The organism is Stenotrophomonas sp. 86428_Sma, assembly GCF_056481585.1.
On record NZ_CM151156.1, the window covers coordinates 3,069,737 to 3,096,454 of the forward strand.

Consider the following 26,718-nt stretch of genomic DNA (forward strand, 5'->3'; position numbering starts at 1 on the left):
GCTGGCCGGCAACCTCCAGGATCAGGCGGCGACGCTTTCTTCCAGCGTCGCGTAATCGGTGAACCCGACCGCACCACCGCCGAAGAACGTTGCGCGATCCGGCGGGTTCAGCTCCGCCCCCAGACGCAGGCGCTCGGGCAGGTCGGGATTGGCAATGAACGGGCGACCGAAGCCGATCAGGTCGGCCCAGCCCTCAGACAGTGCCTGCTCGGCGCGCTCGGCGGTGTACTTGCCGGCGTAGATCAGGGTGCCCGGGTAGACCATGCGCAGCGCCTGCTTGAACGCCACTGGCATCAGCGGTGCGTCATCCCAGTCGGCCTCGGCGATGTGCAGGTAACCCACGCCCAGCTCGCCCAGCAGGTGTGCCGCCGCCAGGTAGGTGGCCTGCGGCGTATCGTCCACCGCGCCCTGCAACGTCGTCAGCGGCGCCAGGCGCACGCCAACGCGCTCACCACCGGCTTCTGCAGTCACCGCCTGCACGACCTCGCGCAGGAAACGCAGCCGGTTCTGCAGCGAGCCACCATAGCCGTCGGTGCGCTGGTTGGCCTGCGAATCGATGAACTGGTTGATCAGATAACCATTTGCACCGTGAAGCTCGACACCATCGAAGCCGGCGGCCAGCGCATTGCGGGTGGCCTGCGCGTAATCGGCGATGATGCCCGGAATCTCGGCCTCGGCCAGCGCGCGCGGCATCGAGTGCTGGATCATCTCGCCCACGCCCGCTTTCGGGCCGGCGCCGGTGGGGTCGACAAACACCTTCACGCCCTCGGCCAGCAGCGCCGACGACGACACAGGCGCGGCACCGCCGGGCTGCAGCGCGACGTGCGAGACCCGACCCACGTGCCACAGCTGGGCGTAGATGCGGCCACCAGCAGCGTGCACGGCGTCGGTCACCTGGCGCCAGCCCTGCACCTGCTCGCCACTGTGGATGCCCGGGGTCCAGGCATAGCCCTGGCCCTGCGGGCTGATCTGGGTACCTTCGCTGACGATCAGGCCCGCGCTGGCCCGCTGCGCGTAGTAGGCGGCCATTTCCGCGGTGGCAACGTTGCCGTCGGCAGCGCGCGAGCGGGTCATCGGCGGCATGACGATTCGGTTGGGCAGGGTCAAGGCGCCCAGGCGGTGGGAGGTGAACAACATGGCGGACATCTCTTGCGGGGGGAGTGCCAGCAAGAATGGGGACCGCCTGCGAAAGGCAACAGGCGTGTTGTGGCAAAACAGTTGTGCCCGGCAGGCAAGGATGGCCTGGCATGAAGGCTCATCCATGCATGGCGTGGATCTACTCCAGGCGGGGTTCCATCCTGATCGTGCCATGCGCTACGCGGTCATAGCAGGTACGCACCACGTCTTCGCCGTACTTGCGCTCCAACCGGCGCACGATGAAGTGGCCGCGCGCCATGTCCTGGTAGTAATCGGTGAACATCGTATTGAGCGTCGCACCGGCAGCGGCACCCACGATCGGCACCGCCTGTGCGGCGAATTTCTCGGTAACCACCACGCCGAAGCGCGCGGCCACCTTCTCCACCATCTTCGCCAGCAGCTTGCCGGCTTCCTTCGGTGCCACGCCCAGGGTCAGGTCACGGCCGGTCACCACGCGCCCGGCCAGCTCGGCCGACAGATGGCGCATCACATCGGTGGTGAAGCCCCGGGCCAGGTAATAACCAGTTTCGCTGGCGTCATCGCGCGGCGAGTTGCCACCCAGCGCGAACACCTCCAGGCAGGCCTGGCGGGTGCTGAACTCGGACAGGTCGAAGCCCTCGCTGCGGGCCACGTCGGCCACCGCGCGCATCATGATGGTGGTCGACACCGGCAGTTCGATGAACAAGGCCGCAAAGCCGAACGCCCCGCCGACCGCACCGGAGGTCGCTGCGGCCAGCTTGTGCCAGCGGGTGGACGCCCCCTTGCCGGGGGTGTTGTCCATACTCCACAGCGCCGCCTGCGCCGACTTGGTCAGCGCCGCCTGCACCGCGCCGTGGATGCGGTTGGAGACCGAGCTGGGCAGCGCCTTCACCGCGAACTCCAGCGGCGTGCCGACCAGATTGGCCATGCGCGCGGTCAGGGTCGGCGCTTCCAGCAGGGCCACCGCCCGCTGCAGGTCAGACCAGTCGCGGGCGTCGTGGGCAATGTCGCGGGGAAGCAGGATGGGCTCGTTCATGGCGCTGATCTTAGCGCCAGGGAGTTGAACGGAGGGTGGTGCCGGCCGCTGGCCGGCAACCTGATACACGTCACGAAGGCCGCTGAATTGCCGGCCAGCGGCCGGCACTACCAGTTCGCGTGTCACCCGGTAGCGCCGGGCCATGCCCGGCGTCGTTGTTCAGGCAACCGGCAGCCCCGACAGCGCGCCCATGAACTGGCGATAGTGGCGCAGCTCGGCGATCGAATCGTGCACGTCGCTCAGCGCGGTGTGGTTGCTGTTCTTGCCGACGCCCGCGGCCACAGTCGGCGCCCAACGCTTGGCCAGTTCCTTCACCGTGGACACGTCCAGGTTGCGGTAGTGGAAGTACTTCTCCAGGCGCGGCATCTGGCGGTGCAGGAAGCGGCGGTCCTGGCAGATGGAGTTGCCGCACATCGGCGAGAGGCCGGCCGGGATCCACTGCGCCAGGAAATTCACCGTCTGCGCTTCAGCTTGGGCAAGGGTCACCGTGCTGTCCACCACACGCTGCCACAGGCCCGAACGGCGGTGCTGGTTGCGGTTCCACTCGTCCATCGCTTCCAGCGCTTCCAGCGGATGGTGGATGGCGAATTCCGGACCTTCGGCCAGCACGTTGAGCTGGGCGTCAGTGACTACGGTGGCGATCTCGATGATCGAATCGTTGTCGGTATCCAACCCGGTCATTTCCAGGTCGATCCAGATCAGTCGTTCGTTGGCCGCGCCGTTGTCCGCCATGTGTCGCCTCGTTGCTGGGCAGGCGCGCGGCCTACCGGTGATGGAAAGAGGCGCCCATCATACCCGTTCGCCCCTCAGCCCTCGCCGGCGTGGTCTTCCAGCAACAGCGGCGGCTTGCCACGCTTGGCGCGGAAGTAGTTGGTCAGGCGCATGCTGGCTTCCTTGGCCAGTACCCCACCGTGGATCTCCACCCGGTGGTTGTGGCGGGCATCGCCAATGAGGTCGAACACGCTGCCGCAGGCACCGGTCTTGGGGTCGCTGGCACCGTAGACCAACCGTGCAACGCGCGCGTGCACGATCGCCATTGCGCACATCGCACACGGCTCCAGGGTCACATACAGCGTGCTGCCAAGCAGGCGATGGTTCGCCAGCAATTTTCCGCCCGCCCGCATGGCCACGATCTCGGCGTGTGCGCTGGGGTCATGCGAGGCGATGTTGAGGTTCCAGCCCTCGCCCAGCAGTTGGCCGTCGGCACCGACCAGCACTGCACCCACCGGGATCTCGTCGAACTCGCGTTGTGCGCGCTCGGCCAGCGCCAGCGCGTGGTGCATCCAGTGTTCGTCGGTGTCGTGCACCGGCACACCCAGGGCGTCGGTCATGGCGGTTCTCGCGTGTCTGCAGGGCCAGGATGGCCGCCGGGGCCGCATTGTACGCCCGCAGCCGTGCAGGCGCCGCTAGCGCGCGTCGAAGCGCTCGCGGGCAGCGTCCAGCGCCGGGAAATTGTGCTCGGCCCAACGGTCCAGCGCGGTCAGGGTGTCTACCAGACTGCGCGCAACCTCGGTCAACCGGTACTCCACGTGCAGTGGCTTGCCGCCCAGATCGCAGCGCTCGATCAGGCCGTTGCGCTCCAGCTGTCGCAGGGTCTGGGTCAGCACCTTCTGCGAGATGCCTTCGATCTTCCGCAGCAGCGCACCGTTGCGTTGCGGGCCCTCGGCCAATGCCGGCAGCAGCAGCATCACCCACTTGCCGGAGATCAGTGCCAGCGCATCGCGCGCCGAGCAGTCGGCGGCATAGACATCACCGGGAAAGGCCATGGTTACCTCAAAGTGCGTAATTGCCGGGGCATGCCGGCATCGCGAGGATGGTCGCACACTCCACGAACACCTCGCCCCATGCGCGCCCTGATCCTGCTGGCCCACCCCGAACCCCGTTCCTTCAATGCCCACCTGGCCATGCAGGCGGCCGAGCAGCTGCGGCACGACCATCTGCAGGTGGACATGGTCGACCTGTATGCAGAAGGCTTCGATCCGCTGGAAGCGGCCTGGCACCATCCACGGCGCCTGCAGCCCGAGCGCTTCGATGCCCAGCGCGAACAACGCTACAGCGCCGAACACGACCAGTTGCCCGCCGATGTGCGGCATCACCTGCAGCTGCTGCTGGCCGCGGACCTGGTGATCCTGCAGTTCCCACTGTGGTGGTTTGCGGCGCCGGCCATCCTCAAGGGCTGGCTGGACCGCGTGCTGGTCTACGGGCCGATGTACAACAGCCGGCAACGCCACGAGCGCGGCGTGATGCAGGGCAAGCGTGCGTTGCTGAGCGTCACCACCGGCTCTTCGGCGCGGGCATGCGCGGTTGACGGCCGCGAAGGCGATACCCGGCTGTTGCTCTGGCCATTGATGTACAGCCTGCGCTACGTCGGCTTCGAGGTGATGGAGCCGCATATGGTGCACGGCGTGCGCTCAGGGCTTGCAGCGGAACGCGTGCAGGCCCACGACGAAGCATTGGTTGCAGCCACCCTTTCCTACCGCGAGCGACTGTCGCGATGGCGGCAGTGGCCGACCGTGCCCTTCAACAGTAGTGAGGACTTCGAGGATGGCGTGTTGCTGCGCGCGGAAGCGACTGCGTACAGTCCCTTCATCCGCCATCGCAACGCCGGATGAACCCGCACCTGCAGGCACAGCCGGAAAGCTTCATACTTCGCATTCCTGCAAGCACCTTGGTGAACATATGACCACCCTCCGTCCCTCTCGCGCTGACGACGGCGCCGCCCTTGTCGATCTCTGGCGCCGCGCCGTCGACGCCACCCACGACTTCCTCAGCACTGAAGATCGCCTGGCGATCGATGCCGAAGTCGCCGGTTTCCTGCCGCAGGCGCCGATGACCGTTGCTGTCGATGCACAGGATCGGCCGCTGGGCTTCATGCTGATCGACGGCACCCACATGGAAGCACTGTTCATCGATCCGGACGTGCGCGGCACCGGTATCGGTCGGCAGCTGCTGCAGCACGCACTGGCCCTGCACCCGCAGCTGAGCACCGACGTCAACGCACAGAACGCGCAGGCCGTGGGCTTCTACCTGCGCATGGGCTTTGTCGAAACCGGTCGTTCGCCGCTGGATTCGCAGGGCCGCCCGTATCCGCTGATCCACCTTCGGCATAAGGCCTGACATCCGTTGGCAGCAGCTGCGTGTTAGCGTGGCTGCTTTCGATCAAGGAATGCCGTACATGGATGGTGCAAAAGCCCTGTTGACCCTGTTTGCGCTGGGCATCAGCCTGGTCTGGATCCTGGTGCCGTTCGCCATCTTCGCCGTGCGCAACCTGCTGCGTGAGGTACTGGTCGAGCAGCGTCGTACCAATGAACTTCTCGAGCATATCGGCGGCTACCGCATTCCGAAACCGCAACCCGAACCGACCGTCTGGCGCGCGCCCTGAGCGGGCGCACGCCCGCCGTGGCTCAGGCTGTCGCCTCGAAGGCCGGTGAGTACTGCACCTCGCCCTGAGCCAGCGGAGGCTGCAGGCAAAGCGCCTGGAAGTACTCCGCCGGCACGCCCGGCAACACCAGGCCCGGCTCGGCACGGAAGCCGAAGCGCCCGTAATAGGCCGGCTCGCCCAGCAATACACAGCCATGCGCACCCTGCTGACGCAGTGCTTCAAGTGCGGCGCGCATCAGGGCCGCACCGATGCCCTGCCCCTGCCACGCGGGCACTACCGAGATCGGGCCCAGACCAAACCAGCCCGTGCTGCCATCGCTGACCGTCACCGGCGACAGGGCAATGTGACCGACCACCTGGCCCTGAGTTTCGGCGACCAGCGAAATGCTCAACTCCCCGCGGGTGCGCAGGGCGTCGACGATGAACTGCTCGGTGTGGCTACTGTGCGGGGCTTCGCGGAAGGCGGCCTCGGTGAGTGCATGGATGGCGGCGTGGTCGGCCGTGGTTTCGGTGCGGATCATGCAGTTCAAGAGAACGCCTTTGATAATGTGATGAATGCGTGAATTATTGATTTAGGTCGCAGATTCAACCGCGAGCAGCCCCTGCCAGCAAGGCCAACGCGACGCCCGAATCCCCTGTGCTGCAATCGATTCGCCGGAATACACCGCATCGGGCGCGTCAAAAAGCCGTCGCGGCGGTGGCGCAGCGTTCCTGACACGCTCCATAATCGAGAAACCTGTCACCCAGGAAGGATATATGGACATGGACGCACGATGCAGGATCAGGCCATGGGAGTAGCGCTCCCTGAAAGGAAAAGGCAGCCGCTGCTGGCGTTGCTCGCCCTTATCCCACTAGCCGCATGCTCGCCCTATGCTGATGCCGAGCGCGACGTCGCCGCTGGTGGGCGCGGCCTGGCCAAACTCAACCCATCACCGCAGCAAGGCTACGAGCTGGTGCTGACACTGAAGGATGCCCCCGGTCCCTTCGCGGTGGTCGAGGGCGTTGCCCAGTACGACGTCAGCAACCACAAGGACTGCGGCCGGGTCCTGAGGGCGACCGGTACCGCCAGCCGTATTACCAGCCAGGAGCTCGTCACGCTGCGCAAGGTCGGTGAGAACGAGTACCGCGGTACGTTCTACCTCGACCGCATGCAGGACGAGGATTACTACGGGCGTGGTGTCTGCCATTGGGCGCTGACGGGAGTCGGTGCGATGTTGCGCGCTACGACCGGCGAGGCGGATACGCGATTCCTGACGTTCATCGACAAGGAGCGCATGGAGAACGAGTCTCCTCTGACGCTCTACTACCCAAAGTTGATCTATCCACTCGCCGCCACCGTCGCCAACTATGGCGCCAGTGGCGAGGAGAATCCATCAGAGTACAGCGAAGATCTGCGCGACGCGCTGTTCTCGACCACCACCACTGTGCAGAAACTCGCGCCATGAGCTGCCAGTTCAACCATTCCTACCCCCAAGGAGGCCGACATTGCGCCACAAGATGATCCCGTGCCTTGCTCTGCTTCTATTGACCGCCTGCAATCCGGAGACCGCCATGAACCAGGAACGTGCCGCTGCTGAAGCCGATGTCGCCCAGGGTGGGCGTGGCCTCGCCAAGCTCAACCCCAGCCCGCGCAAGGCCTATGAACTGGTGCTGCGCCTGAAGGATGCCCCGGGCGACTTCGCGGTGGTCGAAGGTGTCGCGCAGTACGACGTCACCAACGAAGACCAGTGCGGCCACATCGAGCCGGCCACAGGCACGGCTGCACGCATCACCAGCCAGGAACCAGTGGAGCTGCGCAAGGTCGCTGATGGCGAATACCGCGGCACTGTATACATCGACCGCATGCTGGACGAGGACTACTACGGCCGTGGCGTGTGCAAGTGGGAGTTCAGCGGCGCAGGGGCGATGCTGAAGGCAACGGGTGCTGAAGGCGAAACGCGCTTCCTGACCTTCGTCGAGGCCAAGCCACTGACCGAAGGTAGCGCGCATACGCTCTACTACCCGGACGCGGCCTATCCGCGGGCTCCGCTTGCTGCCAACTATCCGGCCACGGGCAAGACCAATCCTGCAGACTACGTAGCCGAGCTGCAGGGCAAGCTGTTCACCATGAGCCTCAGCGCCAGTGAGGTCACCCAATGACCATCACCTCTCAGGACTACGCCTCACTTTCCGATGACGCCTATAAGGATCGTGCAGTCGGACGACGGGCTCCGGGCCAGGAAGAGAAAGTCACGCTCAACGGACACGAGTACAAAGTTCTTGAGCATGTCGACAATCGACTCAACGGCTACCAAGGCACCATCTACCAACGCACCGACACCAACGAGATCGTCGTCGCTCATCGCGGCACCGAACAGATTGCTCGTGATGCAATCCTCACCGACGGAGGCATGGTCGTTGCCCGCACCAATGTGCAGGCCCCCGATGCCATCGCCCTGACCAAAAGCGCGCTGGACTACGCGAAGCAGGAAGCTGCATTTGGAGGCCGCGCGCCGCAGGTCACCGTCACCGGCCACTCCCTCGGCGGTGCCCTGGCCCAGATCACCTCGCACCACTTCAACGTCAAGGGCGAGACCTTCAACGCCTACGGCGCGGTCAGCCTCAGCTACCGCATTCCGGAAGGCGGCAACACCATGATCAACCACGTCATGGCCTCCGATCCGGTCAGCGCTGCCTCGCCGCACTTCGGCCAGGTCCGCATCTACGCCAAGCCCGATGAGATCAAGACGCTGGCAGCGAACGGCTTCAGCAATCACGCCCTGCGTGATCTGATTCCAGACCGTCCGATCATCGCGGCCACCAGTTCATTCGGCGCGCACAAACTGGGCAACTTCCTCAACGAAGGCTCGGTGCTGAAGCACCCGGAAACGCAGAAGCTGGCGAAAGACAACGCCAAGATGATCGAGGAGTACCGCGACGACGTGGAATCACTGCGTCGTGGCGTCACCCGCGCGGCACGCGGCATCCCTGGCGGCGCCATCGATCTGTACGACCACATCCGCGGCCCGCTGCAGCCCGGTGAACCAGCACGCCGCGAAGCAGAGAAGAACGGCCATCACACCAGCATGCTGCGCATGGACGATGCCAATCACCTGGGCAACCCGCTGTTCAACGACGCGATCCGTGGCGTGCATGCGCAGGACGTTCGCGTCGGCCGCGTGCCGGATGTGATGAGTACGCAGTTGGCCGGTAGCCTGGCGGCGGAGATGCACGCTGCAGGCGGCAAGCGCATCGACGAGGTGGTGATGAATGCCGACGCCTCGCGCAGCTTCGCGGTGCAGGGCCAGGGCGGCGACCCGGCGCATCTGCGCGTGTCGGTGGACACGGCCGTGGCGATGAACACCCCGCTGGAGCAGAGCAGCCAGCGGATTGATCAGCAAGCTGCGGGACAGCGCCTGGCACAGGACCGCGATCAACAACTGGAACAACAGCAGAACCAGACCCGCAGCATGCAGGCCTGATGAACAGCGCGGGAACCGGTCAATCCGGCTCCCGCGTCACTTCGGCCCTCTGCCTCAGGGGCTGGAGGCCGCGACCGGCGCGGACGCACCGGCGGTCACGAACAGATCCGGCCCGGAATCCGGGAAGCCACCACAGGCGCGATCGCCCGGTGCTACCGGATCACAGGGCCACTGCGCCCGCGCGACCTTTTCGCGCAGCTCGAAGCGATCCCCAGTCCAGACCACGAAGGCCAGGTGCTCGCGGTTCCAGTCACTGTAGGCACGCGGACCGCCCTTCTGCGCTGCCTCCGGGTACTGCACGAACCACCGCATGGCCGGGCCGTACTGCAGCTTGCTGTGGTCCAAGCTGATCCGGCCGTCGCGCGACAGCTGCCGCGCACGATCGGCCTCCGTCACCTGGGGCATGGCCGGCATGGCGTCCGCGGTCACATCCCTCGGCGCGGCGTCCCCGCGAACCTGGTACACACGCTGGCCCACATAAGCCTCGCGGCAGTCACCCGCTGGCACACGTACCGGCTCTGCGCCGTACTCATCACGGTTGGCGACCCGGTCGCTGCAGGTGAACGGTGCCGACACCAGGTAGAACGTGCTGTCGGCGTCGCGTCCTTCCAGCGAGCGCACCCAGATGTCGCCCATCCGCGCGATGAAGTCCGGGCGCTGGCCGTAGCCCGGCACCGCCTTGAACCAAACCTTCTGTTGCACCTCACGCTCGCGCCAGCTGCGCGGCAGGTGGATGTCCTGCTGGGGCAGCGCGACCAGCAGCGCGGCCAGATGCGCCGGCATCGTGCCCTGGCAGGCGCCGATCAGCAGCTCGCCCTGGGCCGCCAGCCGCCCAGCCAGATCCACCGGGCAGCGGGCACCAAGCGCACGCTCGGTCGCCTGCTCGGGCGGCAACGGCATGATGACCAAGGCGGGTGGCGCGGGAGCTACCACCGGGACGGCTGGCTCGACGACGGCAGGCGGTGCAGCGACAGGCGCCGCCGTTGCGGGTGCAACCGGCACAGGCGTCGGGTCCGCAGCCGGCGCCGGCTGCGCGTCCACCACAGGTGTCACAGGGGGAGTCGCGGCAACCCGTACTTCGGGAGCCGGTGCCGCGACAACAGCTTCGGCCGCCATGGGTACTGCAACGGGCGCCGTCCCTGCAGGCGCTTCAACGGCCGCCTCGGCAGCGGGGGGCGTCTCCACGACGGGTGACGCGGCCTCCTGAGCCTGTGCCGACGCTGCGGCGAGTCCAAGTGACAGCAGCCAGAGCGGCGGCAGGCGGCGCACGGATGCACTGCAGTGGGCGGCGGCGTGCCGGGCATTCGGGGGAACGATTCGCATGTGGTGTCCTTACGAGTGGGTTTCCATGTCGGCGCCACAGGGCGCCACGCGTCGTACGTAAAGCGCCTGCGGGCACCCTGCCCGCAGGCATCAGGTGCTACAGGGATCGAGAACGCTGCTCCTGCTCGCGGGCAAGCGCAGCCGCCGGGTCCTGCTGGGCGACGCTGGTAGCCAACTGCTGGCTGCTCTGCGCCAGTGGCTGCTGCGCCGCCTGTTCGCGATCGACCGATGCGCGCAGCATGGCCGGATCGCCCAGCCCACCCTGTACCGCAAACAGCGTGCGACCGTCATTGCCGGCCAGGAGATGATCGATGCGCGACAGGCCGGCTTTATGCGCCCCCAGCGCCAATGCGCCAGCGGTATTGTCGAGCTCTTGTACGCTGCGCAGTCCACTCTGTGCTCCCATCTGCTGCAGGCGTCGGCGTGCATCCTCGAACAACGCGTTGCCGGGCTCACCGGTCTGCGACATGTCTCGGGGAACACTCTGCGCCGGCGCACCGACCTCACCCCGCTCCAGCCGCGCCATCACATCCGGCGTCAGCTTCTGTTGCCAGACCTCGAAGCGTTGCCGGCGAGCCTCAATGCCATTGAACGCGCCATTGAGCGCATGCGTTGCCTCGCGCACATCCTCGCGCGCCGCCTCCGGTACTCGCGTCTGCCACTGCCACACCGCAATACGGCCTGCGTGCTCGGGCTGCGCGGCCAGTTCCGGCTGATTCACCAGATCCAGATCCAGCGCTTTGCCGGCACGCTCGTAATTCTCCTTGCCGACCAACGGCAGATAGCCGCGGCCGTGGTACTTCAATGCGTCGCCGGGCACATCATTGCCCATGCGTCCGCCGTACATCAGCTCAGCCAGGTTTTCCGGGCGGCCACGCAGCGCTTCCTGGCGGGCGCTCTCCAACGCAGCGTTGCCATTGCGCCACGCAGCTTCCACCGGGATCTGCGAGATTCCCCGGGTGAAGTTGAAACTTTCATTGAGCCGGCTCAGGCCGCGCGACTCGTGCCCTGCCTGGGCCATGAAATTGGCCAGTTCAAGCGGGGAGTCGATGCCGGCTTTGGTCGCCTGCCGCAACAGCTGCGACTCTCTATCGGTCGACACAGTGCAACTCCTGAATCTTCATCAGCGCGGATTCCCTTCCGCCGGTTGGAGCTTGGCTCATGGAAGCGACACCTCCGCGACACTGGACGGGTCGAAGTCCTCGAACCGCACCCTGCCCAGCTCCGCCACCGAGTAATCCCGGATGTTGGTCGCTTCGGTCTCGATATCCACGACCTTGCGTCTCACCCCGTCCACCCAGCAGGCCTTGTCCGCGGGCGCATAGCGGAACCGGTAGGTGCTGCTCCAGCGCTCGCGGCTACCGCCGTTGGTGATCACGCTGAAGGTGCCCTCCTCGACCATTGCATACGCAAAAGGGTCGCCGGCCAAGCCACCTCGGGTGGAACACGGCACCAGCTTGTCGTTGCGCGCGGCCAGCTGCCAGCGCCCGCGCCCGTCACCGCGTAGCAACAGCAGCACCCGGTTCGGTCCGTGTTGGCCGGGCACCAGCCCTTCCGGCGTCGGCTGGTCGATGACCAGCAGCTGATACTCGATGCCATCGCCGTTGAGCTCGCCCCTGACGGCTTCCAGCAGGTTCGCACCGGACGGAACAAATGCCAGGGCATCGTCCATGTGTGCGCCAACCCTGTCTTCCATCCCCTCCCACTCCTTCAATATCGTCCCGCCGATGCTCGCGTCGTAGGCGGGCATAGTGGCGTTGCCCAGTCGCGCCAGTCACCCTGCAGGTGCGGATGATAGCTCCGGGAGCACCATGGCAGCGTCGGTGGCATGCGTCACCCGTTGAGCGGAGGGACAGGGTCCTCATGGACGGGAAAGCTCCTGCAATCGTAGCGCCGAAGCGCCATTTTTCCGGCGCCAGGAGAGCTTAGCGCGAGGAGGTCGCTTGCGTCGAAGAGCGAAAGCTTGAAATGGCGCTACCAGTCACAGAATCGGGGACCGCATCCACGAAGCAAGACGGGCGCAGGCGGCGCAACACCCCAAAATCGCCTGTAGCTTCACATGCAGTTGTTGAATGCCAGAGGACAGGCTTTCGCATCGGCGTCGATACATTCTCCCACTGCCTTTTCCTCCGCCTCGGGCAGCGTCCGGCCGCGTACGCCTGATATCTCTTGAAAAGTGGAATAGCACACGCGACGTAGACGGATCTGCATTGTGCTCCCGCCGCAGCTCTGCAGTCGCGCAAGGCAGTCTAAGTTGCCCAGCTTACCGTACTAGCATTAACGTATTTCGTCCCAGTGAACATCAGCGCAGTAGAAGAGACTGATGAGACACATTCAGCCGGAAGTAGGCGCGCAGCATTTTATGCAGCGGCTCTCCAACGACAACATTCTTCGAGACTATACCAGCGTGCCCGCCGACACATTTACATCAAAATTCTTCAAAAATAGGTTTGGTACAGTTTTCATACAGCACCGCGCACTTCCCGCTCACATCATTCTTGCACTTGGAGTGCGCCATTATCAGCGCCATTTCCGGCGTAGCACCACGCCCCAGCGCCGACATTCCACGACCCGTCTTCCCACTTGGAATGACCCAAGCCACACACTGATTTCGATACGCCAAACTGACGGAGCAATCGGCGGCACCCGTTGAACTGCACTTCCGCAACGCCTCTTGCTCTGCCGCTAGCTGTGATCGAAGGCCGGTCGATGCTCCTGCGTCCTGAGTAGACCGGGACTCGGCGATTGCCCCCCAAGTCTTTATCCACCGCCCAGTCGGAGAGTTTGCGGGCAACTCGGAAATCCCGCCACTCGATGTGCTACTCGGTGCGCCACTTGGAATGAGGGCACAACCTCGGGCGCCCTGACCTCCAATCGGGTAGTACCCTGGCGGACAATTGCCTTCAGCAAAGGATTGATACGCCACGCCCAAGATCAAAGTACTGGCGAGAATCGCTTGCGATACAAGAATTTTCATCGCCCGCCACCTCCACCTTTATCGTGCATATCGAACTCGCTATGCAACGCTGCCATTCGCATTTCCTCTAACCCCAGACGATGGTGGCGGAGAGTCAAGGCACCCTGCAATCTCGGAGTGACTGCAGAACCTACACCCATCGGTTGAGATTCGTGAGTCGCCGGTGCGTTCGGCTTGTATTGCCCCCCCCGCCCGTCGAACCCGGCGGCTGACCATTCGGGCCCGGCGATGCCGGTACTGCACTACCGCCAATCTGCGAATATGCCATGAAGCTGCCCAATGTTCCCTGGAAGAACATCGCCGCCATCGGGCGGCGCAGTCAGAGAATCAGCATGGTCAGGATCAGGCCCATGCCGCCTTGCTGCAGTGCCATGCTCGACATACCTTCGCTGAAATTCTCACCCATCAGCGTACCCGTCAACGTGCTTCCCCAAAAGGCGAACGCAACCTTGGACACCATCTTCATCGCGATGCCGGTCACATCAATGGACCGGAATATCAGGGCGCGACATAAGCCTGCAACTTAGAACTCATCAAATATCGGTTTACTGCAGTCCGAATAGATCTCTTCGCAATATCCCGGCTGATCATTCTTGCACATGGCTTGCGCGTTGAATTTTGCCCTTTCGGGCGTGGGACCAGATCCAATCCCGGCACGACCTGCGCCAGAACGCCCCCTTGGAATGACCCACGAGACACACTGATTTTGATACGTGAAGCTAACCGAACAATCAGCGGCACCAGCTGATCCGCATTTTGAAATTGCCTCACGAGAAGCCTCCTCCTTGGATCGCTTACCGACAGAGGTGCCCGCGTCCTGAGTCGTTTTCGATTCAGCAATCGCCCCCCATGTCTTGGTCCATCGCCCAGTAGGAGAGTTTGCGGGCAATTCGGAAATCCCGCCACTCGATGTGCTACTCGGTGCGCCACTTGGAATGGGGGCGCAACCTCGGGCGCCCTGACCTCCAATTGGATAATACCCTGGCGGACAATTGCCTTCAGCGAACGCAACTTCGGTCAATGAGACGAGAAGAAAGAAGAAAAGAATCACCCATTGCTTTGCTCCATTCATGAAACTGTCCTCACCCCCTTCTCATTGGACCAGCTAGACGGCACCGCGATTGACATTTCCTTCGTCTCATAGATCGACTCAGAACAAGCGGAACAGGCCGCTTTACATTGCACTCCATCAGAGCACATACCGCGCGAAGCCGGCAGCTCCAGTCGCTCGATGAAACACACACGGCGCTGCCGCTTGAGTCGTAACGCGGTACAGCACCACACGTGGCGCCCCTCACGCCCTATCGCTCGTAGAAGGCGAATCGCCAATAGCGCCCACCAGCGGCTATTTGGCATGGCAATTTCCGAGGCCATCAATTAACTATTTAAGAGAACTAGAACTCCTCAAAAATCGGTTTCGTGCAGTTGGCATAGAACTCCACACATTTTCCTGGCTGATCATTCCTGCACATTAACTGGGCCACAAATAGCGCTCGCTCCGGCGTGGGCCCACCACCCACTCCCGACTGCCCGCCCCCAGAACGCCCACTTGGAACGACCCAAGAAGCGCACTGATTAAAGTAGGCCAAATCGACCTTGCAGTCACGCGCTCCTCCCGATGCACACTTGGAAAGAGCCTCTTGCTCTGCCAGCTCTTTGGCTCTCTTTCCCGTCGACACTCCTGCGTCTTGAGTGTTCTTGGAAGACGCTATCGCCCCCCAGGTTCGCACCCACTTGCCAGTAGGACTGGCAAGCTGAATCTCCGCTGTGGTACCACCTCCACTAGCGGCCCCGGGTATAGGCGCACACCCCCGTGCCCCTTGCCCCCCAATCGGGTAGTAACCAGGAGGGCAATTACCTTCGGCAAAGGATTGATATGCCACGCCCAAGATCAAAGAACTGGCGAGAATCGCTTGCGATACAAGAATTTTCATCGCCCGCCAACTCCACCTTTATCATGCATATCGAACTCGCTATGCAACGCTGCCATTCGCATTTCCTCTAAGCCCAGACGATGGTGGCGGAGAGTCAAAGGCACCCTGCAATCTCGGAGTGACTGCAGAGCCTACACCCATCGGTTGAGATTCGTGAGTCGCCGGTGCGTTCGGCTTGTATTGTCCGCCTCCCGTCGAACCCGGCGGCTGACCATTCGGGCCCGGCGATGCCGGTACTGCACTACCGCCTATCTGCGAATATGCCATGAAGCTGCCCAATGTTCCCTGGAAGAACATCGCCGCCATTGGGGGCGCAGTCAGAATCAGCGTGGTCAGGATCAGGCCCATGCCGCCTTGCTGCAGTGCCATGCTCGACATACCTTCACTGAAATTCTGACCCATCAGCGTGCCCGTCAACGTGCTTCCCCAGAAGGCGAACGCAACCTTGGACACCATCTTCATCGCGATGCCGGTCATCGCTGCCAGAACCGCCATGGAGAACATCGTGCCTATGCCGTAGAGCAGCCACTTCTGGAACAGCTGCTTGGTCTGGTCAAACAGCAAGCACAGGATGAATAATGGCCCCAGGCCGATGAACAATGCCAGCGCGACCTCATACAGCAAAAGCATTGAGCCAGCCGTGACTGCCGGACCACCCGTGCCCATGCCAATGAACCACATGGCACGGGTCTTGGCGTTGTCCAGCGTCACGTCGCTCATCACGTCCAGCGCGTCAACGCTGGATAGCGCCAGCTGCATGTAGCCCAGGTTCTCATCGATCAGATCCTCCGGCGAGTCCTTCTTCCCGGTCACGACGTAAGTAATCTCGTTCTTCACGTCATTGATGAGAAAGCCATGCATCTCGCGACCGAACATACCCATGGTCGTGGCAACCGACACGATCAGCGCAGCCTTGGCCATGTTGGTCACGAGCACCATCATCGAATCGCGGCTGCGACCGGTGGCGATCCGGAAACCCTGAATCAGCACCCAGAGCGTCATGAGAGTCAGTGCAATGCCACCGACCCACGCCATCATGCGTCCAAGCAGCTTGACGCCGTACTCCGCGATTTCCTTATGCAGGTAATCGAGGATCAGCCGGAAGAACACAAAGTCACCAATTGAGGATGACGCGTGCAGATTCTGCAGCATGTGCAGGGGGCCTTGCCCCAACATGCCATCCATCAGCCCAAGATCCATAACTTCACCTAGAATGTGATTGCAGCTCGACCGGAGCAGCGTCTAATCAGTTGGAGAGCGCTGCCTTCAGTGCCGCGGCCTTCACTACGGTACCGAGAGGTGACTGACCGGTACCCTTCAATGCGCGCTGCGCAAGAATCTGCTGCATCTTGGTCAGCGCCTGAATCTGCTTGTCATACCCTTCAGTCTTCTTTTCCCAGGTCGCAAAATCCGCCTGCATATAGGCGTCAGAAACGACTGCATTCGCGGAGGCCTCTGCCATCGCACCCTCGCCGCTCCACAGATCGCGGATATCCTTGATCCTGTCCAGCACCTTGCGCATGTCGGGCATCGTCTTCTGCACAACTTCCACGGTCTCGTTGTACTTCTGATTCTCCATGACCTGGATTGCAGCGCAGATGTTGCGCTGCTGGGCGATGATGTCCCCACCCGGGCTCAAGTCCAACGCAGTGAGGATACCGCTCAGGCTCATGATATTGCCGGCGCCGCAGCGCTCGGCAACATTCCACTCAAGCGGAACCGGCTCCAGCTTCACGCCTTGAGGCATCAGTGGCGAGGCGATGATCTGATTGAACTTCGCCAGCTTCTGCGCCCAGTTCTGAGTTGTTTCCAGAAACCGTTGCGCCTGGGTACTGTACTCGAGCAAGGCTTCCCCCTGAGCGGCAAGCGTATGGACCTCAGTCAGCGTGCTGTTGAAGGTATTCAAGCCAACCTCAACCACCGGGATGGTGTATCCCTTCACGGGGAAGCTGAGCAATGCGGCGACGGAAATCGCCATGGCGGTGGAACGGAGCCGGGAGACTGCACTCGGCGTCTTGGCAGTACGGGCAGTGGTTTCCATGTTCTTCTCCATCGAATTCAAGGGGCTTGCTGCGTTCACGTCCGTTGCGACAGTCATGCTGCAACCTCCTTACTGTTGGATGCGGGCTTTCCGGAGCCCTTGCGGTTCTTGTAGAAATCTTCCAGCCACTGTTCCGGCGTCAGCTCATCCACCGTCACACGTGCACGCACGGCGGCGGTCTGCAGGACACGATGCATGATGTCGATGTTGTCGGTCGACGCCGAGATCACCGACAGGATGTCGTCCATGCCGCGCAGGTTGAGCTGGCAGACACTGGACGCATGACCCTGCTTGACCAGGAAGCAACGCGAGCGCTCGTCCAAGGCGGTAACCACATTGAACTCGGCCTCGGTCAACTTCAGGCCATCCATGTAGTCGCTCTTGCTGGCATTCGGGTTCGGCAGCAGGATCAGGGTAGCGGTCTGTTCGATCAGGGCGGCGGAGATATCACTCTTCAGCGCGTCCTCCGGGCTCTGTGTGGCAAAGATGCCGAGACCATTCTGCTTACGGATGGTCTTCTGCTTGTTCTTCGCGAACTCCTTCAGGCCACCCTCGCCATCCAGGATCTTCCAGAACTCGTCCATCACATAGATCAGCGGACGGCCGTCGATCAGCGACTCCAGGCGGTGCAGCAGGTAATTAATGACCGGCACGCGCACTTCAGGGTTGTCGATGATGTCGGTGTAGTCGAAGCCGATGATGTTGGCCTTGCTCAGGTCAACGGTATCCACGGGATTGTCGAACACCCAGCCCAGCGAATTGCCCGATATCCAACGGCGCATGCGCGCGTAGAGGCCATCGTCGCCCATGTTGGGCAGGCTCTTCTGGAAGTTGGTCATGCTGCGCAGATGCATCGGCGTATCGAGCATGCTTTCCACGGCGCGGTAGATGTCTTCTTCCTCGCGGGCGCTGTACTCGCGCTTGCCGGCCAGCACCTTGATCAGGTCGGCCAGGAACTGCACGTTGGCTTCGTTGTTCTCGCACTGGAACGGGTTGAAGCCGGTCGGCGCGCCGTTCTCCAGGGCCAGATAGTTACCTCCGCAGGCACGCACGAAGATCTCAGCACCGCGGTCCTTGTCGAAGAAGAAGATGGTCGGCGAGGGCTCGTACTTCTGCACCTGGCTGAGCAGGAAGTTGATCAGCGCGGTCTTACCGGTACCGGACTTGCCGATCACCATGGTGTTGGCGATCGCCTTCTCGCCCAGCGAGTTTTCCGACGGATGGGTCGCGTGGAAATTGAAGTAGTACGGCTGGCCGTTGGTGGTCTGCAACGTGGTGACGCAGTCGCCCCACGGATTGTTGTGCTGCTTGCCGGTGGCGAAGTTGTGCAGCGGCGACAGGCCCAGGAAGTTCAGCGAACTGACATTGGCCAGGCGAGTGCGGTAGCGCCAGTTACCCGGCAGCTGCGAATAGAAGGACGAGGTAACCGCCAGGTCTTCCTTGGTCGACACGAATCCGGCGTTTGACAGCTCGGCACGGGTCGAGGCGACGTTCTGCGAAAGCTTGGCCTGCGTGTCGCCGTAGACCGCCATGATGAAGTGGTATTCACCCAGCACGAAGTTGCCCGACGACAGCTGATCCATGGCCTGGTCGAGCTCGACGATCTGGCTGACCGCCTTGTCGCCGGAGGAGATCATCATGCCCTTGGTGCGGTCGAGCACCTTCAGCGCATCCTGACGCCCCATCGGGCTGAACGAATGGGTGATGACGTACTCGTAGTCCAGATATTTCAGACCGTTGAGGATGCCCGGATAGGTCCCCTCGGCATACTCCTTGATGTTCAGAATGGCGCCGTAGTGATTGGCACCATTCGGGGTATTGATCGCGAAATCGCCCGTCTTAGCCGAGAACATATGGCGGCTGACCGGCAGGTAATCCTTGATCGGTGCCGAAAGCACCGGCACCGGCTCGTCGATGCGATTGATCAGGTAGCCGAACAGCTCCAGCGTTTCCGAAAACACAACGCCATTCTTGGCTTCGTACATACCCAGTCGATACGGCGCGTAGTCGCGGATCACGGCCTCGACGTTGCCGGCCAGTTCCATCAACTTCTCTACCGCCTGCTCCTGCTCGGCGCGCAGCTTGTCCACGTTCGCCGACTTTTCGACGAAGCGTTTACCCGCCACCACCGGGCGGTAGATCATGGTCAGGTACAGCTCGTTCTGCATGATGCGCTGCGAGGACAGCATGCCCATGTACTGGTCGGACACGTCCTGGTTGAAGCGCTGCTTGTAGCTGCTCTTGCCCTTCAGCGTGCGGCGGCGACGGATGTCGTGCACCCAGAAAGCCACGTTGACAAAGTCCGGTGCGCGCAGGGTCTGCAGCAGGCGGTTGAACGTGTTGTGGCGATGCTCGAGCTCCCACTCCTCTCGGCCGACGAACGGCAGCCCTTCCAGATGCCAGGTCAGCAGGTAGTCGCCGCCCGTGGTCTTGACCACGTTCGGGGCGACATGCGACGACAACGGGATGAACTCACTGATGGAGGTGTCAGGACTGAACATACGACTGCTTCCAAAGAGGTACTGCCAAGGAGTTTCAAGAGACCTGGCGAGCGCGGACGCCCGCCAGGCCGGATCCGGACCTCAATCCATTCGGGCCGGCTTGTTGCGGTAGTGATTGGGGTTGAACACCCACATGCCATCGTGTTCCGGCACGTTGCGCACCTTCAGCTTGAACATCAGTCGCAGGCCCAGCAGGCGGAAGATCATTTCGTCACGCTTGGCCATGTGCCGCATGATGAAGATCGCCACCGGGATGGTGAGCAGGAACCAGAAGTTCGTGTACACACTGAGCAGCAACAGCCCGCCTGCCACCATGAAAAATGGCAGATAAGGCACGCCCAGGAACATCGCTGGGCGCGTGCAACCGCGGAACAGGACGTTCTTATGCACTGTAGTACTGAATCGCGTTGTTGATCAGGTAGTAGGTCGTGCTGGTGCCAGCACCGCACTTGCCGTCGCTGCCTTCACCCAGCAGCATGCGCGCGATCTGGCCGGCGGCACCGATCAGCACGCCACCGATCAGGATCGGCGCGACGTCGCTGATGCGCTTGTGAGCAAAAGCGATCTGGTAGCCGGCGAAGATCACCGCAATGGTCACCACGGCGATCGAGGCCATGTTCAGCAGGCCGTTGATGTTGGAGAAGAAACCGCAGACCTTCTTGTCGGTGCCGCCGAAGTCGGTGTTGGTAGCGAACACCTGCGGGGCGAACAGTGCGCCAACGAAGATCGTGGCCATCAGCAGGGTCTTCAGCGTGCGCTGGGCCTGGACGAGGTCGAGATTGGATCGCTTCATGGATTGATTTCCTTGTTGATGGACTAACACAACTGAATCGACCAGCCGGGGGACTGGCCGCACCACGACTTCGTCAGAACACGAAGGCCGCATCCCCTGCGGGAATCTGCTGCAACGGCGCAGCCTGCACCGGTGCATTGAATGAATTTTCGCCACCGGCCACAGGCTGGTTGCGCTCGCTCCAGGGCCGCAGCATCACGGGCCCCTCGCTGCCGGCGCTGGCAGCGCCCGGCAACTGCTGCGGCATGGCCATTGTCTGCGCCGGACCCTGCTGAGGCAGCTGCTGAGGCAGGCCACCGGCCTGTTGCTGCGGATAGGCGGCCCCTTGGGTGGGCTGCGCCTGCGGCTGCATCATCCGATCCACCGAGCCCAGTACCACTTTGGAAAGCGCCTGGTCGGCGATGTTCAGCAGGCTGCCCCGCGCCATTGCACCGGTGGACGGATACACGACATACGCACGTGCCGGATCTTCCGACGGCACGTACACCGGGCCACTCGCCTGCGCAACGATGCGCGCCTGCGCCGGCGAAGCGAGCTGCGGGTGATGCTCGACCTTCACGCTGCGGCGTTCGCCGCGACTCACCACGTCGATCGGTGCAACACCATTGCTGGCAAGCTGCTGCCCACGGCGCATCGAGTCATAGACCTTCTGCACATAACCATGACGGAAGCCGGTCTCGAAATTGCCCGAGTAGTAGCAGCTGAACGACTTGCCCCAGTCACCACCGGAGCGCTTGTAGCACTCGGCGAGGATGCGCGAACCGGCCTGCAGGTTCGGGCACTGCTGGAAGGCCTTCTCGTAGGAATCCAGACCGTACTTGCCGAGGTTGTAGCGATTGACCTGGGCCAGGCCAATGGAGAAGTTGTAGCCCTTCTCCTCCAGCATGCGAACGGTGGCCAGCGCCTCGTCCAGGGCCTTGGGCTGGCGCACCAAGGCACCGCCGACCACGCCGATGGCGTAAGGGTTGCGCGACGATTCCACGTTGATGACGTGCTGCATCACGTCCATCGAGACGGCCATTTCCGGGCACGCCATCATTTCCAGTCCTGGCAGCATTGGTCAGCCCTCCTGCCCCTGGGCACGCCCAGGATTGAAATCAATACCGGTGATATAGCGCGAGCCTGCGTGCGCCTTGATATGCACGACGATGTCGATGGTCATCATCAGCAGTCGCTTGATCACGTTGAATTCCAGGCCCGAACCTTCGGTCGAGGCCTTGACCATCAGCGCCAGCTGATCCCAGGTCTGCTCCGGGCTGCCGGCATGGCAACTGGTGATCGAGCCCGGATGGCCCGATGCGCAGTTGCGGATGAAGTAGAACGCCTCGTCACCGCGCAGCTCGGCCAGGATGATGCGCTCGGGTTTCATGCGCAGACAGGCTTCCATGCAGCTCTTTGCGCTGACATTGCTGGTGCTCTGCCCCCCCTTGGAGTACAGCAGGTGCACCACATTGGGTTGGGTCAGAAACAGCTCGCGCGCATCCTCGATCGTGACCAGGCGTTCGTTGTCGGGGATATGATTGACCAGCGCTTTCATGAAGGTGGTCTTGCCGCTGCCGGTCGCACCGGATACGACGATGTTCTTGCGGTACATGACCGCACGCCGGAAGAACTCGGCGTACTCGCGCTGCTGGCGCAGCTCCAGCAGCTCGCGATCCTGCTCGCTCAGACTGCCATCCTGTTCCAGAATCTGGTTGAAGAAACCATCCTCGTGGTACTGGGTGAGCGACTTGGTGTGCTTGGACGGCAGGCGGATAGTGATCGAAACCTTGCCGGCATCGCAGGCAGGCGGAATTACGAACTGCGCACGCTGCCCGGTCGGGAAGGTCAGCGAGACGACCGGATCAGCATCGGTGATGCGCTGGCCGGTATTGCTCTCATTGACGACGGCCGTGCAGAACTGCCGGGCCCGCTCGAAGGTCAGGCTCGGCACGTCTACCCGCTGCCACCCCGCCCGGGTTTCCAGGTACAGCTCACCGGGACGGTTGATGCAGATTTCCGTCACTTCCGGGGAAGTCATGTACTCGGCGATGCCCAGCACTTCGTACTGATAGCGCAGGAAATCGCTGGAGACGAGGGCGAGGGGTGACACTTCGGCGTCCATGATCGTTCGTTGGGTTACCGGCGGGGGTGGAGCACGTTGGTGAAGTCGACGTCCTTGGCGACGTAGACGTTCACGATCGTGCCCTGGTTGATGGTGACTGTCGGCGGACGACGGTTGCTGCTGAGTGCCTCGTTGGCCAGGCGCTCCATCGTGCGTGCGGTAGCACTCTCATAGGGCGACTGCACCGTCATGCCGTTGTTGGCGATGGTGGTCGTCTCCGGACCGTGTTCGGCAGCCGCGTACTTGAAGGCATCGGAAATCAGGCTGATCATCAGCGCCGAGGCGATACGGCTGCCCCAGTGCGCGCTGTACTGGCCCGGATGACCGGCGCCGCCCAGCTGATCCACGCCCGGGCTGGACATCGCAACATCGATGCCATTGGGGGTGGTGATGCGATCCCAGATCACTTCCACGCGCTTGCCGATCGGACCACCGCCGTAGGCGCCATAGATCTTGGAGCCCTTGGGCAGCAGCAGGTTGCGACCGTTGATCGAGTACACCGGCTCGGTCAGCAGGCACGACGTGTAGCCGGCCAGATCGGTGATGATGCGGGTTTCCAGCACGCACCGCAGGTAGGTGCCGCGCACCAGCAGCGCATCGGGGCTCTGGATGTAGGTGGCACTGGAAACGTCTTCCACATCCGGCCCACGGCGGATCTTCTGCTGCCCCTGCTGGTTGGGCATCATGTTCGCAAGCAGCGCCTGGCGGGTCTGTTCGTCGAGCGCACTGCGCTGCGGTTGCGCGCGATTGCCTGCCGCAAGCGCGGCATCATCCACGCCAGCCATCCGGCGCTCGACCAGCGTCGGCTCACGGGGTCCCATGGCTTCCGGCCGGGATGCGATGGGCACCAGCTTCGGACCTTCGTCCTGTGGCATCGGCGGAAGCATGGGAATCGGTTCGGCGGCAGTCGGCGGCGCCTGCGGAGGCGGCGCAACGTCCGGCAATGTCGGCGTGCTGGCACGTGCGACATCCGGCACCTTCTGCACGGCGTCATCACTATCCTGGCCCTTGCGGAACAGCAGGAAGCCCATTGCCATCAGCAGCAGCACGATGCCGCCGAGGAACAGCAGGGCCTTGCGATTCAACCGCTGCTCTTCGGCCGAGCGCAGCTGCGGCGCGGCCGCATCAAGGTCCGGCGCTGGCTCGGCCTGGGCCGTGCCGAAGTAGGGATTCGACGGCGCGTCCGGGGCACCCTGTGCGCCATACGGGCTCTGGCTCTCGTCGCGTCCGTTGTTCGGGTCGTTTCCGGGAGTGTTCTGCTGGCTCATTTCTTCACGTTCCTTCGCAGGCCGACGACGAAGTCGCCGTGGCGGATGACCAGGTACGGGTGCGTCCCGTGCACGATCAGCGTATTGCCTTCAACCGTGGTGTTGACCACGAAGTCTTCACCGTATTCCGTTTCGCGACCGAAAACCGCCGGGAAGATGCCGGTCTTGTACTCCGGCGAATTCGGCAGTTTCAGATAGGTGAAACGACCATCGTCATAGGCGTTGACCGGGATCAGCCATCCCATCTTCTTCGCCTTGCTGGTCGAATAGGAGTAGTTGAAGTTGTACTGGCGGTCCTTGGCCAGTTCAGAGCTCAACAATGGCTTGGCCTCTTCTTCGACCGCTTCCTGGGCGACGCCGAACACGGTGTCGTTCGGATAGACGAAGGCGATCTTGTACTGCACGCCTGCACGACGCGCCTGTTCCAGCTGGCGCCAGTCAGTGGCTACCACCTTCAGCTCGAAGATGTAGGAGTGGGTCTCGGTGCGCACCATCATGTTGGTGTCCACGTCGACGTTCTTCGGCTTGAGGTAGAACACGTTCTCGCGGCGGGTCAGCTCCCAGCCGCTGCTGAAGCCGGTGCTGTAGTCGAGGATCTTCTCGTTCGGGCTCAACTCGATCTGGGTGGTCAGGCCCAGGCCGGTGCGAACCGGATAGATGCGGTCCTTCTCGTACTCGTAGTGGTCCACCGCCTGCGCCATCGCTGCTGCTGAAAACAACAGCGACAACATCGACAGCAGCGCCAGCGCGCTTCCCCTGATATTTCGACTACTCATCGGTTGCTTGCTCCATCAGCAGTTCCGGTGGAATTGTTCTGCGCCGGCCTCATGGCCGGCTGTCCGGGCATGGCGTGCCCCGGCGTTACTTGCCCCTGCACCGGCTGACCCGGCATGGGTTGACCCTGTACGGGCTGGCCCGGCATCGCCTGACCCGGCACCTGGCCGTTGACCGGAGCCGCGACCGGTTGGCCGGTGGCAGGATCGATCATCGTGGCCGCAGCCGGATTGTTCGGATCGTAGACGCCCTGTGCCTGCTGCGCGGCCTGTGCAGCCTGCTGCGCCTGCGCCTGCATGGCGCCGTCATCCGGCACCGGGACGCCACGGGAATAGTCGTTGTCGACGCGATACTCGGTGACCTGGAAGGCCAGCGGATTGAGGATACGATCCTGCTCGGACAGCGCGAGGTTCTGGTTGTAGCCGAAGCGCATCGTCACCAGCTGATTGTCCAGGTAGGTGGCAACGCCAGTGCGCTTGTCCAACAGGCTGCGCTGGATGCGCACCGACGCACCGCGGAAGCTGCCGTTCGCTTCGGCGCCCAGCGGCGTGATGCTGAGGATCTTGACCCGGATGGCGCGTTCGCGGCCATACATCACGAACGGGTTCTGCGGGTTGTTGCCGGCATAGCGCACGCGCATGGACTGCGCCACCGGATCGGTGGACATCACGAACACCAGTTCCCAATCGCGCAGGCCCATCACCGCCGAGTCGTACGACTCGCGCGCCAGTACGTACTGGGCCACATTGCTGCGATTGATCGCTTCGTTGCTGGTAATCGTCTCGCCCTGGAAGGTCCCGCTCAGGCGTGCGACCGTCGCGGTACCCGTGTACGCATCGGCCATCACCAGGAACGGCACCTTCTCCTTCAGCGGCAGCATGTAGTAGTAGCCGCCCGCCAGTGCGAGCGACATCAGCAACGAGCCCGTGGCGACCCACCAGGCACGGCGCTCGCTGCGACGCGCCATGTCGGCCACGGTGATCTCGTAGCTGACCGCCTTGGCGACCGACTGCTCGACCTTGGGACTGTTGCCGGGATCCTTCTTGCGGAACATGGATTCTTCCGTACTGCTGAAACATCAATGGGCATGGAGCCCCTGCGACAGGCGCGGGGAGCGGCACGTTCGATGGTTTCGAGGTGGACTCAGGTGCCGCTGTTGGAATCAGCGCTCTGCGCCGACGCGGTGGGCGTCGAGCCAGCGCTCTGCACAACGATCTGGTTGCCAACAATGGAGACGGAGATGCCTTGCGCCGAATACGCCGAAGTCAGATCGATCACGGCCTGCTGCGCATTGGTGGTGTCGATCTTCGAGACCGCGCCATACAGCGTGAAGTCCGAGCTGAGGCGGTAGTCCAGTGTTCGTCCGGAATCCTTGGCCCAGCGCTCGAGCATGGCTTTGAGCGTTCCATCCATCGGCGAGGCCTGGTAGACGTAGCTGGAATACAGCGGGATCTCGGTCGTCGCCACGGCAAAGCGGTTGACCGGCTTCCAGCGCCCACCGAAATCGGGGGCGGACTTGGTGGCACACCCTGCCACCATCAGCGCCGCGACTGCGGCGATGGAGATTTTCGCGATAAACGCCTGATTCATACGGGCTTCACTTTGACGTACGAAAAAGCAGTCCCGAGCGTTGGTTCCCTGGCCGTCCGGCGCTGCATGGCGCACGCCGGAATCGGGGAGACGCGCTGGCATGCAGCACACCTGCCCCGGCTCCCCTGCAGCCCGAAAGCTGCCAACCAGGTCGCGGGGCCGCCAGACGTTGCCGACGACACACCCGCACACCCTCACCAACGTCGAAACCATCCTTGTTTCCATGGCACAAACTCCTGGCCACCCTGCGTTACAACTTTTGGCATCCAGCACACACTTCTGGATGACGCACACAGAGTTACACAACCACGCGTCAATTCCATGTCAGACAAGTCTGAAAATCTATGAACAGATGCCGAATTTTTGACTCAGCTCACGGTTTCACGTCGGTGAATATGAATCTACGTCACAAATTTAGC

The 26,718-nt window shown here is 62.8% G+C and carries 29 protein-coding genes and 1 pseudogene; 6 read left to right on the forward strand and 24 right to left on the reverse strand.

Features of this window, described 5'->3' with window-relative positions; translation table 11 throughout:
* Window positions 1–21 precede the first annotated feature (21 nt).
* The 5 genes from ACZK3J_RS14095 to ACZK3J_RS14115 form a co-directional block, all read right to left on the reverse strand.
* Complete coding sequence (locus ACZK3J_RS14095; protein ID WP_478475981.1) at window positions 22–1,137, reverse strand: alkene reductase; 1,116 nt, start codon at window positions 1,135–1,137, stop codon at window positions 22–24.
* 139 nt (window positions 1,138–1,276) lie between these two features.
* A complete protein-coding gene (locus tag ACZK3J_RS14100; RefSeq protein WP_049398216.1) occupies window positions 1,277–2,152 on the reverse strand; it encodes an EcsC family protein in 876 nt (291 codons plus the stop codon).
* Between the two features lie 159 nt (window positions 2,153–2,311).
* Entirely contained in the window at window positions 2,312–2,884 is a 573-nt protein-coding gene (orn, locus tag ACZK3J_RS14105; protein ID WP_478475982.1) for an oligoribonuclease, read from the reverse strand.
* Window positions 2,885–2,958: 74 nt separating this feature from the next.
* On the reverse strand, window positions 2,959–3,483 hold the full coding sequence (gene tadA / locus ACZK3J_RS14110; protein WP_478475983.1) for a tRNA adenosine(34) deaminase TadA: 525 nt from the start codon (window positions 3,481–3,483) through the stop codon (window positions 2,959–2,961).
* 75 nt (window positions 3,484–3,558) lie between these two features.
* The gene (locus tag ACZK3J_RS14115; RefSeq protein WP_032129513.1) at window positions 3,559–3,918 is read right to left on the reverse strand and encodes a winged helix-turn-helix transcriptional regulator; all 360 of its coding nucleotides are present in this window, start codon (window positions 3,916–3,918) and stop codon (window positions 3,559–3,561) included.
* Window positions 3,919–3,996: 78 nt separating this feature from the next.
* Here ACZK3J_RS14115 and ACZK3J_RS14120 point away from each other — a divergent pair, with 78 nt between their 5' ends.
* From ACZK3J_RS14120 to ACZK3J_RS14130, 3 genes are all read left to right on the forward strand, one after another.
* Entirely contained in the window at window positions 3,997–4,764 is a 768-nt protein-coding gene (locus tag ACZK3J_RS14120) for an NAD(P)H-dependent oxidoreductase (RefSeq protein WP_478475984.1), read from the forward strand.
* Window positions 4,765–4,831: 67 nt separating this feature from the next.
* The gene (locus ACZK3J_RS14125) at window positions 4,832–5,269 is read left to right on the forward strand and encodes an acetyltransferase (protein ID WP_032129515.1); all 438 of its coding nucleotides are present in this window, start codon (window positions 4,832–4,834) and stop codon (window positions 5,267–5,269) included.
* Window positions 5,270–5,327: 58 nt separating this feature from the next.
* Window positions 5,328–5,534, forward strand: coding sequence for a hypothetical protein (locus ACZK3J_RS14130; protein ID WP_005410107.1), 207 nt, complete (start codon window positions 5,328–5,330; stop codon window positions 5,532–5,534).
* 22 nt (window positions 5,535–5,556) lie between these two features.
* Here ACZK3J_RS14130 and ACZK3J_RS14135 read toward each other — a convergent pair whose 3' ends face one another.
* Window positions 5,557–6,063: a GNAT family N-acetyltransferase gene (locus tag ACZK3J_RS14135; RefSeq protein WP_428993064.1), complete on the reverse strand. Its 507-nt coding sequence runs from the start codon at window positions 6,061–6,063 to the stop codon at window positions 5,557–5,559.
* Between the two features lie 243 nt (window positions 6,064–6,306).
* Here ACZK3J_RS14135 and ACZK3J_RS14140 point away from each other — a divergent pair, with 243 nt between their 5' ends.
* The 3 genes from ACZK3J_RS14140 to ACZK3J_RS14150 are packed head-to-tail and all read left to right on the forward strand — an operon-like array spanning window position 6,307 to window position 8,994.
* Window positions 6,307–6,978, forward strand: coding sequence for a hypothetical protein (locus ACZK3J_RS14140; RefSeq protein ID WP_080291811.1), 672 nt, complete (start codon window positions 6,307–6,309; stop codon window positions 6,976–6,978).
* Window positions 6,979–7,018: 40 nt separating this feature from the next.
* On the forward strand, window positions 7,019–7,672 hold the full coding sequence (locus tag ACZK3J_RS14145; protein ID WP_478475985.1) for a hypothetical protein: 654 nt from the start codon (window positions 7,019–7,021) through the stop codon (window positions 7,670–7,672).
* A complete protein-coding gene (locus ACZK3J_RS14150) occupies window positions 7,669–8,994 on the forward strand; it encodes an XVIPCD domain-containing protein (protein ID WP_277778174.1) in 1,326 nt (441 codons plus the stop codon). Before ACZK3J_RS14145 ends, ACZK3J_RS14150 begins: the two co-directional genes overlap by 4 nt.
* Before the next feature lie 54 nt (window positions 8,995–9,048).
* Here the strand turns inward: ACZK3J_RS14150 and ACZK3J_RS14155 are convergent, their stop codons facing one another.
* From ACZK3J_RS14155 to ACZK3J_RS14240, 18 genes and pseudogenes are all read right to left on the reverse strand, one after another.
* Entirely contained in the window at window positions 9,049–10,317 is a 1,269-nt protein-coding gene (locus tag ACZK3J_RS14155; RefSeq protein ID WP_414577169.1) for a hypothetical protein, read from the reverse strand.
* 97 nt (window positions 10,318–10,414) lie between these two features.
* Window positions 10,415–11,419: an XVIPCD domain-containing protein gene (locus ACZK3J_RS14160; protein ID WP_414577171.1), complete on the reverse strand. Its 1,005-nt coding sequence runs from the start codon at window positions 11,417–11,419 to the stop codon at window positions 10,415–10,417.
* 57 nt (window positions 11,420–11,476) lie between these two features.
* On the reverse strand, window positions 11,477–12,013 hold the full coding sequence (locus ACZK3J_RS14165; protein WP_010484878.1) for a hypothetical protein: 537 nt from the start codon (window positions 12,011–12,013) through the stop codon (window positions 11,477–11,479).
* Between the two features lie 732 nt (window positions 12,014–12,745).
* Complete coding sequence (locus tag ACZK3J_RS14170) at window positions 12,746–13,294, reverse strand: DUF4189 domain-containing protein (protein WP_478475986.1); 549 nt, start codon at window positions 13,292–13,294, stop codon at window positions 12,746–12,748.
* A 39-nt stretch (window positions 13,295–13,333) separates the two neighbouring features.
* Window positions 13,334–13,775: pseudogene (locus tag ACZK3J_RS14175) on the reverse strand (TrbL/VirB6 family protein); the annotation flags it as partial.
* A gap of 42 nt (window positions 13,776–13,817) precedes the next feature.
* Complete coding sequence (locus tag ACZK3J_RS14180; protein ID WP_080356582.1) at window positions 13,818–14,366, reverse strand: DUF4189 domain-containing protein; 549 nt, start codon at window positions 14,364–14,366, stop codon at window positions 13,818–13,820.
* A gap of 322 nt (window positions 14,367–14,688) precedes the next feature.
* The gene (locus ACZK3J_RS14185) at window positions 14,689–15,228 is read right to left on the reverse strand and encodes a DUF4189 domain-containing protein (protein ID WP_080356581.1); all 540 of its coding nucleotides are present in this window, start codon (window positions 15,226–15,228) and stop codon (window positions 14,689–14,691) included.
* 39 nt (window positions 15,229–15,267) lie between these two features.
* The gene (locus tag ACZK3J_RS14190; RefSeq protein ID WP_010484868.1) at window positions 15,268–16,413 is read right to left on the reverse strand and encodes a TrbL/VirB6 family protein; all 1,146 of its coding nucleotides are present in this window, start codon (window positions 16,411–16,413) and stop codon (window positions 15,268–15,270) included.
* A gap of 61 nt (window positions 16,414–16,474) precedes the next feature.
* Window positions 16,475–17,326, reverse strand: coding sequence for a hypothetical protein (locus tag ACZK3J_RS14195; RefSeq protein WP_010484866.1), 852 nt, complete (start codon window positions 17,324–17,326; stop codon window positions 16,475–16,477).
* Window positions 17,323–19,770, reverse strand: coding sequence for a VirB4 family type IV secretion/conjugal transfer ATPase (locus ACZK3J_RS14200; protein ID WP_049463038.1), 2,448 nt, complete (start codon window positions 19,768–19,770; stop codon window positions 17,323–17,325). Before ACZK3J_RS14200 ends, ACZK3J_RS14195 begins: the two co-directional genes overlap by 4 nt.
* 81 nt (window positions 19,771–19,851) lie before the next feature.
* Window positions 19,852–20,160: a VirB3 family type IV secretion system protein gene (locus tag ACZK3J_RS14205; protein WP_080347493.1), complete on the reverse strand. Its 309-nt coding sequence runs from the start codon at window positions 20,158–20,160 to the stop codon at window positions 19,852–19,854.
* Window positions 20,153–20,563 (reverse strand): TrbC/VirB2 family protein, encoded by a 411-nt coding sequence (locus tag ACZK3J_RS14210; RefSeq protein ID WP_010484857.1) that lies wholly within the window; start codon window positions 20,561–20,563, stop codon window positions 20,153–20,155. Before ACZK3J_RS14210 ends, ACZK3J_RS14205 begins: the two co-directional genes overlap by 8 nt.
* 73 nt (window positions 20,564–20,636) lie before the next feature.
* Window positions 20,637–21,620 carry a lytic transglycosylase domain-containing protein gene (locus ACZK3J_RS14215; RefSeq protein WP_049463037.1) on the reverse strand — a complete coding sequence of 328 codons (984 nt, stop codon included), beginning with the start codon at window positions 21,618–21,620 and terminating at the stop codon, window positions 20,637–20,639.
* Between the two features lie 3 nt (window positions 21,621–21,623).
* A complete protein-coding gene (gene virB11 / locus ACZK3J_RS14220) occupies window positions 21,624–22,667 on the reverse strand; it encodes a P-type DNA transfer ATPase VirB11 (RefSeq protein ID WP_049463036.1) in 1,044 nt (347 codons plus the stop codon).
* 14 nt (window positions 22,668–22,681) lie between these two features.
* Complete coding sequence (locus tag ACZK3J_RS14225) at window positions 22,682–23,935, reverse strand: TrbI/VirB10 family protein (protein WP_049463035.1); 1,254 nt, start codon at window positions 23,933–23,935, stop codon at window positions 22,682–22,684.
* Window positions 23,932–24,711 carry a TrbG/VirB9 family P-type conjugative transfer protein gene (locus tag ACZK3J_RS14230; RefSeq protein ID WP_014037652.1) on the reverse strand — a complete coding sequence of 260 codons (780 nt, stop codon included), beginning with the start codon at window positions 24,709–24,711 and terminating at the stop codon, window positions 23,932–23,934. Before ACZK3J_RS14230 ends, ACZK3J_RS14225 begins: the two co-directional genes overlap by 4 nt.
* Window positions 24,708–25,763, reverse strand: a complete 1,056-nt coding sequence (locus ACZK3J_RS14235; protein WP_049463034.1) for a VirB8 family type IV secretion system protein — start codon at window positions 25,761–25,763, stop codon at window positions 24,708–24,710. The genes ACZK3J_RS14230 and ACZK3J_RS14235 overlap by 4 nt, the downstream gene beginning before the upstream one ends.
* Window positions 25,764–25,852: 89 nt before the next feature.
* Window positions 25,853–26,299, reverse strand: coding sequence for a hypothetical protein (locus ACZK3J_RS14240; RefSeq protein WP_049422460.1), 447 nt, complete (start codon window positions 26,297–26,299; stop codon window positions 25,853–25,855).
* Between the last annotated feature and the right edge of the window lie 419 nt (window positions 26,300–26,718).